8 protein-coding genes and 1 pseudogene are annotated in these 11,377 nt (G+C 39.4%); 3 read left to right on the top strand and 6 right to left on the bottom strand.

What is annotated here, in order from left to right; genetic code table 11:
• Window positions 1-1,962 (bottom strand): polyribonucleotide nucleotidyltransferase (gene pnp, locus KH943_RS06480; RefSeq protein WP_304109163.1); only part of this gene is annotated, 1,962 nt, incomplete at its 3' end.
• 330 nt (window positions 1,963-2,292) lie between these two features.
• On the opposite strand from pnp, the gene parC reads away from it, so the two are divergent.
• Entirely contained in the window at window positions 2,293-4,533 is a 2,241-nt protein-coding gene (gene parC, locus KH943_RS06475) for a DNA topoisomerase IV subunit A (protein ID WP_304109160.1), read from the top strand.
• Window positions 4,534-4,670: 137 nt separating this feature from the next.
• Here the strand turns inward: parC and KH943_RS06470 are convergent, their stop codons facing one another.
• On the bottom strand, window positions 4,671-4,838 hold the full coding sequence (locus tag KH943_RS06470; RefSeq protein WP_304109158.1) for a hypothetical protein: 168 nt from the start codon (window positions 4,836-4,838) through the stop codon (window positions 4,671-4,673).
• 171 nt (window positions 4,839-5,009) lie between these two features.
• Entirely contained in the window at window positions 5,010-5,621 is a 612-nt protein-coding gene (gene grpE, locus KH943_RS06465; RefSeq protein ID WP_304109155.1) for a nucleotide exchange factor GrpE, read from the bottom strand.
• 232 nt (window positions 5,622-5,853) lie between these two features.
• Between grpE and KH943_RS06460 the strand changes: the two genes are divergently transcribed.
• Window positions 5,854-6,933 carry an extracellular solute-binding protein gene (locus tag KH943_RS06460; RefSeq protein ID WP_304109152.1) on the top strand — a complete coding sequence of 360 codons (1,080 nt, stop codon included), beginning with the start codon at window positions 5,854-5,856 and terminating at the stop codon, window positions 6,931-6,933.
• A gap of 97 nt (window positions 6,934-7,030) precedes the next feature.
• Here the strand turns inward: KH943_RS06460 and KH943_RS06455 are convergent, their stop codons facing one another.
• Window positions 7,031-9,178 carry a TonB-dependent siderophore receptor gene (locus KH943_RS06455; RefSeq protein WP_304109149.1) on the bottom strand — a complete coding sequence of 716 codons (2,148 nt, stop codon included), beginning with the start codon at window positions 9,176-9,178 and terminating at the stop codon, window positions 7,031-7,033.
• 227 nt (window positions 9,179-9,405) lie between these two features.
• Here KH943_RS06455 and mazG point away from each other — a divergent pair, with 227 nt between their 5' ends.
• On the top strand, window positions 9,406-10,218 hold the full coding sequence (gene mazG / locus KH943_RS06450; RefSeq protein WP_304109147.1) for a nucleoside triphosphate pyrophosphohydrolase: 813 nt from the start codon (window positions 9,406-9,408) through the stop codon (window positions 10,216-10,218).
• Between the two features lie 202 nt (window positions 10,219-10,420).
• On the opposite strand, the gene KH943_RS06440 is transcribed toward mazG, so the two are convergent.
• Window positions 10,421-10,639, bottom strand: coding sequence for a hypothetical protein (locus KH943_RS06440; RefSeq protein WP_304109145.1), 219 nt, complete (start codon window positions 10,637-10,639; stop codon window positions 10,421-10,423).
• Between the two features lie 196 nt (window positions 10,640-10,835).
• Window positions 10,836-11,276 (bottom strand): annotated as a pseudogene (locus tag KH943_RS06435) (ABC transporter substrate-binding protein); the annotation flags it as partial.
• Between the last annotated feature and the right edge of the window lie 101 nt (window positions 11,277-11,377).

Genomic DNA, 11,377 nt, shown 5'->3' with positions numbered 1-11,377 from the left:
TGTGATCTGTGAAATGTGAACCAGACCTTCTTTACCGCCTAGAATCGAAACAAATGCACCGAAATCAACCACTCGAGTCACTTTACCTTTATAAATTGCATTCACTTCCACTTCTGCCACGATTTCTTCGATACGAGCCATAACCGTTTTCGCTGCATTGTTGTCAGTTGCTGCAATTTTCACTGTACCATCATCGTCAATATCTATTGAAGTACCTGTTTCTTCGGTTAATGCACGAATGGTTGCACCACCTTTACCAATCACATCTTTGATTTTCTTCGGATCAATTTTCATTGTGTGAATACGCGGTGCGTAGTCTGAAATATCCACACGCGGTGCTGGAATTGCCTGTTCCATCACGTTTAAGATGTGCATACGGGCACCTTTCGCTTGGTTCAACGCAATTTGCATAATCTCAGGGGTAATACCTTCAATTTTGATATCCATTTGAAGTGCAGTCACACCTTCACGTGTACCCGCCACTTTAAAGTCCATATCGCCTAAATGATCCTCATCCCCTAAAATATCTGAAAGCACTACAAATTTTTCTTCTTCTTTTACCAAGCCCATTGCGATGCCTGCGACTGCTGCTTTAATTGGCACACCCGCATCCATTAACGCAAGAGAAGCACCACACACAGAAGCCATTGAAGAAGAACCGTTTGACTCAGTGATTTCAGATACTACACGCACAACATACGGGAATTCTTCTGCACTTGGCATTACTGCTAACACACCACGCTTAGCTAAACGACCGTGACCGATTTCACGACGTTTTGGCGAACCGATACGACCTGTTTCACCCACTGAGTATGGAGGGAAGTTGTAGTGGAATAAGAAGCGATCTGATTTTTCGCCAGTTAATTCATCAATGATTTGTGCGTCGCGTTCTGTACCTAAAGTTGCCACCGCTAATGCTTGAGTTTCGCCACGAGTAAAGATTGCTGAACCGTGAGTGCGTGGTAATACACCTGTGCAAATATCTAAGGCACGAACGGTATCTACAGTACGACCATCAATACGTGGTTCACCTGCAATGATACGGCTACGTACGATTTGGCTTTCCAATGCAGTAATAATATCAATAATTGCACCTTCAGAAACGGTTTCATCTTCTGCGGTTAACGTAGCAATTACTTCTGCTTTGATAGTGTCGATTTGTTCGTAACGTGCTTGTTTTTCAGTGATACGATAAGCATCACCGATACGGCTTTCTGCCAACGCTTTTACTTTGTTGATCAAATCTGTATTTGGCTCTGGTGCAACCCAATCCCAGCGTGGTTTGCCTGCTTCTTTTACGAATTCTTTGATATTCTCAATCACTACTTGTTGTTGTTGATGACCAAATACCACCGCTGAAAGCATTTGCTCTTCCGTTAAAATATCCGCTTCAGATTCCACCATTAACACCGCTTTATCTGTACCTGCAACAACAAGGTCTAAACGGCTTAATTTTTGCTCTGAGGTAGTTGGGTTTAATACGAATTGATCATTAATAAAACCAACGCGAGCTGCACCGATTGGACCATTGAAAGGTACGCCAGAAAGTGAAAGTGCTGCTGATGCACCAATCATTGCGACTAAATCTGGGCTGATTTGTGGGTTTACAGAAACCACCGTTGCAATCACTTGAATTTCGTTGAAAAAACCTTCAGGAAAAAGTGGGCGAACTGGGCGGTCAATTAAACGAGCCACTAATGTTTCACCTTCAGATGGGCGACCTTCACGTTTGAAGAAACCACCAGGAATACGACCTGCTGCGTAAGTACGCTCTTGGTAATCAACGGTTAAAGGGAAAAAATCTTGACCTTCTTTAACCTCTTTTTTTGCCACAACGGTCACAAAAACGGTTGTATCATCCATACTTGCCATTACTGCTGCAGTAGCTTGGCGTGCGATTGCACCTGTTTCTAAGGTCACAGTGTGCTGACCATATTTAAATTGTCTAACAATTGGAGTCATAACTAAATCCTTAAATTTTTGATTAAATTTTGATTAAAATTTAGTTTTATTTCTTACAAATTGCGACTAGCAAAAACGATTTCGTTCATTCTCAAATAAACGCTAAACAAATCGCTTTTGATAGCCGCCTCTACAAATCGGAAATAAAACGCTCGCATTATACAGTCTTTTTCACACAAAATCGCCTACTATTTTTGCTTTTTATAAAATTCCTCGGCATCTCATCATTTCGTAAAGAGGAATGAAAAAACGACCGCTTATTTATTTTAAGTGGACAAATATCCACAGATCATAGAAAATAAAACATTTTTTGTAATCAATCTAAAAGTTATGAACAATACCATTATCAATTACGAAGGCGTTGAACAAATGCCAATTAAGCGTTTTACTGAAGACGCTTACCTCAATTATTCAATGTATGTGATTATGGATAGGGCGTTACCATTTATTGGCGATGGTTTAAAACCCGTACAACGTCGCATTATCTATGCTATGTCTGAATTAGGCTTAAATGCCAATGCAAAATATGCCAAAGCAGCTCGTACCGTCGGTGATGTGTTAGGTAAATTCCACCCACACGGCGACTCTGCTTGTTATGGTGCAATGGTGGGAATGGCACAAGATTTTACCTTCCGCTACCCGCTAATTGATGGTCAAGGAAACTGGGGTAGCTTAGAAGATGATGCGGCGGCGTATCGTTATACTGAAGCACGCTTAACCAAATTTTCATCCATTTTACTTTCTGAGATTGACCAAGGCACGGTAGATTTCAAACCTAATTTTGATGGTTCAAAAATCGAACCTGTAGCATTCCCTTCTCGCTTGCCACATATTTTATTGAACGGTTCAACAGGAATTGCCGTGGGGATGGCAACCGATATTCCGCCTCACAACATTAATGAATTGGCAGATGCCTGTGTGATGTTGTTGGATAATCCGAATGTAACATTAAAGGATATTTTGAGTGTTGTGCAAGGACCTGACTACCCAACGCAAGCGGAAATTATCACACCAAAAGCGGAGATAGCAAAAATCTACGAACAAGGACGTGGCTCAATCAAGACCCGTGCGGTTTGGCAAAAAGAAGATGGCAAAATTGTAATTAACGCTCTGCCATATCAAACCTCGCCATCAAAAATCATTGAACAAATTGCTGCTCAAATGAAGAACAAAAAACTACCAATGGTGGATGATGTTCGCGATGAATCAAACCACGAAAATCCAATTCGAATCGTGATTATGCCTCGCTCAAATCGTATTGATTTTGATGCATTGATGGATCATCTGTTTGCGACAACTGAGCTCGAAAAAAGCTTCCGCATCAATATGAATATGATTGGTTTAGATGGCAAACCTGCGGTGAAAAACCTGCATACTATCTTGACTGAGTGGCTGAGTTTTCGCCGTGTGACCGTTACTCGCCGTCTCAATTACCGATTAGATAAAATTTTAGACCGCTTGCATATCATTGAAGGCTTAATTATAGCGTTCTTAAACATTAACGAAGTGATTGAGATTATCCGCAATGAAGATGAACCTAAAGCCATATTAATGGCTCGTTTTGGATTAAGCGAAATTCAAGCTGATGCGATTTTAAACCTACGCTTACGCAACCTAGCAAAACTAGAAGAAACCACGCTTAAAGCAGAACAAAATGCACTAGAAAAAGAGCGAAATGAACTACAAGTTTTATTAGGTTCGGAACGCCGATTAAACACGCTTATTAAAAAAGAAATTCAGACTGATGCAGAAACATTCGCTTCACCACGGAGATCTATTTTTGTAGAGCGTACGGAAGCAAAAGCCATTTCAGAAGCAGATCTCACACCAACTGAAGATGTTACTGTCATTTTATCGGAAAAAGGCTGGGTGCGTTGTGCAAAAGGACACGACATTGACGTGAAAGGCTTAGCATACCGTGCAGGCGACCAATATCTGGCTCACGCTCACGGTCGCAGCAATCAGCCTGTAGTGTTCTTAGATAGCACGGGACGAGTTTATACGATTGATCCAACCTCACTGCCTTCTGCTCGCTCACAAGGCGAGCCACTTACAAGTAAGATTACCTTGCCAGAAGGTGCAGAAATTCAGCAAGTCTTAATGGGACAACCTACCGAAAATGTTTTGATGGCATCCAACTCAGGCTATGGTTTCATTTGTACTTTTGAAGATTTAATCTCTCGTAACAAGGCGGGTAAAGCGGTCATTTCTTTAACAGAAAATGCAAAAGCACTACCTCCACAACTTGTCTCGCTGGAAGAAAAATGCTCTCTTGTAGCGATCAGTAATGTGGGTAGAATGTTGGTATTCCCATTAAGCGAACTACCAACTCTTTCCAAAGGCAAAGGAAACAAAATTATCAATATTTCCGCCCAAGCTTCAAAATCAGGCGAAGAATATTTGGCTCATTTATTATTACTTAAACCAAATCAATCGCTTGTGTTTGTTTCAGGCAAACGCAAAATCACCCTAAAACCTGCCGACATTGAAAAATATCAAGGGGAAAGAGCGAGAAAAGGCACTCAAGTGAGAGGCTTGAATGAGCACTCTGTAATAGAAATTTTAGAGTAATCAGGATAAAACACAACGTAAAGTCATAAACTACCTCTTTGGTACTTAATTTATAAATTCAAGCTGAAAGAGTGTTATTACAAATCAATTATTGAATTTCATTCGATAGCCTATATTAAGCGTAAACATTTTGGGCATTATGAGCGTAAGTTTGCCAACCATAAATTAGCAAACCCTTTTTCACTCAACAGCTTAGTTTTCGTTTCCTGCTTTATCGCCACGATTTCAGTTATTACCTTAACGGTGTTAGTTTGGTTCGAAATCGGCGACATTATCAGCATTATCGCCACCGTGTTCATGATCATGATGTTCGGTATAAACGGTGTTATCACCGTGTTTATGGTGTTAAATTTTATGAGGGGGGTATTGGAGAGGTGTTATACGTAATGGGTGAAAAAATGCTCTGCACCTCAATAGTTGAACCAAGTAACCAACTATTAAGGTGCAGAGCAAACATTCAACTCCAGCTTTTGTCTTTAAGCTGCTACCATCACCATTGCAGGACGTAATACACGACCTTGCAATGTGTAGCCTTTTTGTAAAACTACGCTAATATGGTTAGGTTCAATACCTTCAGCAGGCTGCATTGAGATTGCTTGATGAAGTTCAGGATTAAACGCTTCGCCAACAACGCCAACGGATTCTACGCCAAATTTACCTAATGTTGAAATAAACTCTTTATGTGTCATTTCAACACCATCAACTAATGCTTGTGTGGTCTCATCGGTAACCGCTTTATCTAATGCATCTAAGCCACGCTCAAGGTTATCTACCACTGTTAATAACTCTTTTGAGAATTTTTCTAACGCAAATTTATGTGCTTTTTCCACATCTTGTTCTGCACGGCGGCGAATGTTTTGAATTTCTGCTTGAGCACGTAATTGAATATCTTTTTCACGTGCATCAATTTCTGAAACATAAATTTCTAATTCATTGATACGAGCATAAGCTGCGGCTAATTCTGCTTCAACAGGTTGCTCTTCTCTATTTTCTGATTGTACTTGCTCTTCAACCGCTTCAGGTTGTTGGAGTTCTACATTTTCTTGTTCTGTGCTTTGCTCTTGTGCTTTTTCTTGTTGAGTAGTCATACAAAATCCTCTTAAATTCAGTGAAATAAAATCGGATTTAATATAATAGCAAATTAGCGAAATTCAAGAAGAATAGGAAAATAAATCCTTCTTCAGGGCAAAAAAGGCTTGCAAAATATGGGGGGTAGCTTAAAATCCCTTCGATTTCATTGCCATTGATTGGTATGGAAGATTCGTCAAACTTCGGAGAAATCCGACCGCTTTTATCTTTTTTCTTAACGGAGAAAACTAAATGAAAAAATTCGCAGGTTTATTCGCTGCAGGTGTGGCTTCATTCGCATTAACAGCTTGCAATGAAGAAAAGGCAAAAACAACTGAGGCTGCTGCCCCAGCTGATGCTGGCACCGTTCACTTATATACTTGGACTGAGTATGTACCTGAAGGTTTGTTAGATCAATTTCAAAAAGAGACTGGTATTAAAGTTGAAGTATCTAGCCTTGAATCTAACGAAACAATGTATGCGAAGTTAAAACTTCAAGGTAAAGATGGCGGTTATGATGTAATCGCACCTTCCAATTACTTTGTGTCTAAAATGGCAAAAGAAGGGATGTTAGCGGAGCTTGATCACAGCAAATTACCCGTTATCGCAGAATTAAACCCTGACTGGTTAGACAAACCTTACGATAAAGGTAACAAATATTCATTACCTCAACTTTTAGGTGCTCCAGGCATTGCATTTAACACTAACAACTACAAAGGCAACCAATTCACCTCTTGGGGGGATTTATGGAAACCTGAGTTCGCAAACAAAATCCAATTGTTAGACGATGCACGTGAAGTGTTCAACATCGCATTATTAAAATTAGGCAAAAACCCAAATACCACAGATCCTGAAGAGATCAAAGCAGCTTATGAAGAATTGAAAAAATTACGTCCAAACGTACTTTCATTCAGTTCTGACAATCCTGCAAACTCATTCATTTCAGGTGAAGTGTCTGTAGGTCAATTATGGAATGGTTCTGTGCGTATTGCGAAGAAAGAACAAGCACCAATTGATATGGTGTTCCCGAAAGAGGGCCCAGTACTTTGGGTTGATACTTTAGCGATTCCATCGAACTCAAAAAACAAAGAGAACGCACACAAGCTAATCAACTACTTATTAAGTGCGAAAGTATCTGAGCAACTTACGCTTGCTATCGGTTATCCAACTTCAAATATGAAAGCATTAGAAGTGCTACCGAAAGAGATCACGCAAGACCCTGCGATTTATCCAACACAAAAAGTGTTACAAGAATCACAATGGCAAGATGATGTGGGTGATGCTATTGAGCTTTACGAAAAATATTACCAAGAGTTAAAAGCGTCTAAATAATCGCTCTAGCAAAGCTAGCTTACTCCAGCTTTCAAACCACTAAAAAACCTCTAGAAATTTATCTAGAGGTTTTAATTTTGTCCTATATGCTGATTTATTAGAACGAATATTCCATATTTGCCCAATATGTACGCGGCATACCTAACACGGCAAAGCTACGGTCATACATACCACGTTGTACTTGCCAGTAATGTTTATTGAATAAGTTTTCAACACCACCACGTAAAGTTAAGGTTTGTTTTTCTGACACTTTAACCACATATTTCGCCCCTAAATCTACAGTAGTGTAAGATGGTAATTTGTAGTTAGCTGCTGAGTCTTGATAAGATGCGCCATAATATTGTAACGCTGCATTCAAGGTTAAATTAGGTACGAATGGCGTATTCCACTCTACTGCTGATTTTGCAATCCAACGAGGGCTGGTTACTTGTACACCCGATACGATCGTATCTGCATAAGTTGGGAAATCAAACACTTTTGCTTGGTTATAGGTTAAGCCGATAGATGGACGTAAGGTATTATCAAACAAACTTGCATAAGCATTAAACTCAATACCACGATTGCGTTCTTTACCTTGCTCTTTTCCCGCAAGAGAAGCTAAAGCTGTCCCCATTCTTCCACGAATAATGCCAGGGCGGCGGATTTCATATGCACTTAATGTTGTTGTAAATGCATCGTTCCAGTTCTTACGCACACCTACTTCAATTTGTTTGCTTACACGAGGGTTATTCATTTCTCCCGTATCTTGATCTACGTTACCTGGCTCTAAATCTTCTAGATAGTTAGAATAAAACACCGTATTGGGATTCGCTACATAAGCCAAAGTTACCATCGGGCTGAAGCGATCTGCTTTCACCTCTTTCGCTGTCGTTTTATCCAATTGCTTAATCCATTGGAAACGCCCACCTAAAGTTAAACGAACAGTGTTATCGATAAAACCTAATGTATCTGCTAGTGCAAGACTGCGTGCTGTTAATTTACTATCCGTGTTCTGTTTTACTGGAGATAAATCAAAAGTTGTGGGTGTTAAACGACCAAAAGTAGGCGAGTAAATTGAACCACCTGTAACACGCCCATTGGTTGCACTGCTGTTATCGTGATCGCGTTGGCGAACTACGCTATCATAAGCAATATTCCAATTTTGTAATACAGAACCTGTTTCAACTTCACCTTGTAACTTCAAGTTACCACTGGTTGTACGTGAGCGGAAATCCATACCGCGAATACCTGTTACATTGAACTTACCATTTTGTCGTATATTCGTAATTTGACCAAAAGCACCATCATAACGAGATTCCATATGACCTAAACCACCAGAAACCATCATATTAAAAGGCAGATCATACTCAAATGTACCCATAATGGTCTCATCTTGAGTAGTTTGACCTATCCAATGCGGATTCAAGTTTATTTTACCATTTGGAGCTGAAGGCACAGTAAATGCTAAGTTTTGCATATCTTGTAAACGTGCACGACCACCATTGGTATCACGTTTATTCATCATATAATCAACACCAACACGCAATTTTTCACCATTATAATCAGCACCAATTGCTAACTCTTTCGCTAATTCATCATAATCATTACGAGCTGTATCACCATCACGATATTTACCACTTACACGCACGCCCCATTCTTTATTTGCACCGAAGCGACGACCGAAATCAAAGGTTTCTTGTAAACGATTGTTGCTATACCAGCCAAAACCAATTTTATTGATATCTTCATCGGTCGCACGTTTAGTTTCAATATTCATTGATGCTCCAGCTGAGCCTTCAGGATCCATTCCCGTTGTTGCTGTTGATGCACCTTTAATTAATTGTGCAGCTGCAACGCCTGCTGTTGGTGAGTTATAAGTAGAATAAAGACCTGCTAAACCATTTACACTTACTTGGCGCATATCTAACTGAAGATTGCGAACATAAACACCAGATAGCGTATTTGTCTCACCTCCAAAGTTCACAACAGAAGCATCTGTTTTTGCAATTGCATCCACAACATTACGCGGAGCTTTATCTTCAAAAGCTTTCTCATCATAGTTTACTACCGCAATAGGTGAAGTAAACGCAGTTTGACGGCCAAGCAAACTTAAATTAACGATTTCTTTGTGTTTATCACCAGCTGCTTTTACTTTCTCAAGCTGAGAAACCACATTAACTTGTTCTAATTCAGCCGCATTTTCCGCCATTGCCACTACTGGCACCATAAAGAGGGAGGTATACACTAAAGTGTGTTGAAACTTCATTCACATTTTCCTGTTTGATTAAATAAAAAACCTTTTGCAAGGTACGAATAAAACGGGCGACATGATATACAAAAACGAAACAAAAATCACTCTCAAATGATAAATATTTTAGTAAATGAAAAATTCTATTCATTTTGGCATAAAACTTTATTTTTAAGAATAACGGTTTTGCTCTATAATTAAGCAATTTCTTTCATTTTTAATCACTGTCTATATAATATAACAATATGAACTCACACACATTTCAGCTCACATCCACCCCTAATATGAACCAATTTCTCGACCTTGTTGCTCAGCTCCGTAATCCAGAAGGTGGGTGTCCGTGGGATCTCTCCCAGAATTTTGATACTATGCTTCCTCACCTATTAGAAGAAACCTACGAAGTTGCCGAAGCAATTCATACGCAAAATCGTACCGCTTTACGTGAAGAATTAGGCGATTTATTGCTCCAAGTTGTATTCCTTAGCCAACTCGCTAAAGAAGAAGGTTCATTTGATTTTAACGATGTACTTACTGATATTTATAACAAACTCATCTACCGCCATCCACATGTATTTGGTGACAAAAAAGCGACAAACAGCGAAGAAGCATTAAAAACTTGGGAAGAACAAAAAGCAAATGATGAAAAACATCAGGCTCACGATTCTATTTTAGATGATCTTCCTTTCGCACTTCCTGCACTTACACGTGCTCAGAAATTACAAAAACGTTGTGCTAAAGTAGGGTTTGATTGGAATGATCCTGAAGCAGTTTTTGATAAAGTAGAAGAAGAGCTACGCGAAGTAAGTGATGAAATGGCACAATTACCTGTTCATACTCAAAAGCTAGAAGAAGAATTAGGTGATTTATTGTTTGCAAGTGTCAACCTCTGTCGCCACTATCATATTGATGCTGAAGGGTGTTTACGTATTGCAAATGCTAAATTTGAACGCCGTTTCCGCTGTGTGGAACAATTAGTAAAAGCCCAACATAAGCAGCTCTCTGATTGTGCATTAAGCGAATTGGATGAACTTTGGAATAAGATAAAATCTTGCGAATAATTTGACAATCTGTTCAAAAACTCTAAATTGTTGGCTCAATTAAATAATAAACTAAAGGGTGAATAATTATGCCTGAAATTTGCTAGTTGATGATGACCTAGAACTGACGGATACCGAGTTTGCTTTCTTACATATTTTAGTTTGTAATTCTGGTCATATTCCTTCTCGTGAATTACTGAGTCTTAAAATTTTAGGTAAATAATTAACGCCTTTTAATCGTGCTATTGGTGTGCTCAAATACCTCTGAGCGTTGCTGTCTGAGCATTTCGTGCACATTCAGCAGTTTTTTTCCCTGAGAGTAGAAATTTCGTACAATCGGCTGCTCGGATCTGCTATTCGCAAAACCAATTTCAACCAACTTACCCGATTTGGGAAAGTCAAAATCCCAGCCTTGTAAGGCAGTAGAAGTAACAGGTGGCATTCATCTCCAGCCAGCCTTACGGGGATAATTTCCCGTAGTGGTTCGTTTGGCGATGTGGAGAAAATTACCGCTTAGATGAATATTCCAACTCAGTTTGATAAATCAAATATCCTTTATCTATTTCAACTTTCCCTGAAAAAATAAACCCAGCAACCGTAAAAAGTTGATGGGTTTTACTTTTCTGTATCCTACGTAGTTATTTATATTCCACAACCACATCTTTCTCGCTAATCGCATCACCATAAACAGGCAGTAATGTTTTATTGTATGCTTGTTTTAACACACCTTCTTTACCTAATTTTTGAATTTCTGCATTTAACCAATTGAGCAATTCGATATCACCTTTTTTCACTGCTGGAGCAATGGTGTCTTGCTCGCCTAAATTTTTAATACCCACAGTGAAGCCTGGGTTTTCTTTTGCCCATGCAAAGAGTAGCGTGTTATCGTGGGCTTATGCATCACCACGTCCATCACGCAATGCTTCGAAAGTTTCGGTGTTTTGCTCAAATTTTAACGTTCTGATGTTTGGATAATTTTTGGTGAAGTAAGCATCAGCCGTTGTACCCTTGTTTAACAGCAAGGTTTTATCTTTAAGTTGCTCTACGTCTGTAATCACTTCTCCATCTTTTGAAACTACATTCCGTAAAGGATAACTGCACATTCGTGCCCGCGTTAATTTTCCATCCTTTTCCAAATACCCGTTCGTAGTTGACGAATACATTCGCCAAATGGATATTT

Origin of the sequence: Haemophilus parahaemolyticus (assembly GCF_018373095.1) — a bacterium.
Lineage (GTDB): Bacteria > Pseudomonadota > Gammaproteobacteria > Enterobacterales > Pasteurellaceae > Haemophilus_A > Haemophilus_A parahaemolyticus_A.
This window is presented reverse-complemented; position numbering and strand designations above follow the sequence as displayed.

Excerpts from the sequence above, each read along its gene's own strand:
- parC (WP_304109160.1), top strand. The coding sequence starts at position 2,293 with ATGAACAATACCATTATCAATTACGAAGGCGTTGAACAAATGCCAATT.
- KH943_RS06470 (WP_304109158.1), bottom strand. The coding sequence starts at position 4,838 with ATGATCATGAACACGGTGGCGATAATGCTGATAATGTCGCCGATTTCG.
- grpE (WP_304109155.1), bottom strand. The coding sequence starts at position 5,621 with ATGACTACTCAACAAGAAAAAGCACAAGAGCAAAGCACAGAACAAGAA.
- KH943_RS06460 (WP_304109152.1), top strand. The coding sequence starts at position 5,854 with ATGAAAAAATTCGCAGGTTTATTCGCTGCAGGTGTGGCTTCATTCGCA.
- KH943_RS06440 (WP_304109145.1), bottom strand. The coding sequence starts at position 10,639 with ATGCCACCTGTTACTTCTACTGCCTTACAAGGCTGGGATTTTGACTTT.
- KH943_RS06455 (WP_304109149.1), bottom strand. The coding sequence starts at position 9,178 with ATGAAGTTTCAACACACTTTAGTGTATACCTCCCTCTTTATGGTGCCA.
- mazG (WP_304109147.1), top strand. The coding sequence starts at position 9,406 with ATGAACTCACACACATTTCAGCTCACATCCACCCCTAATATGAACCAA.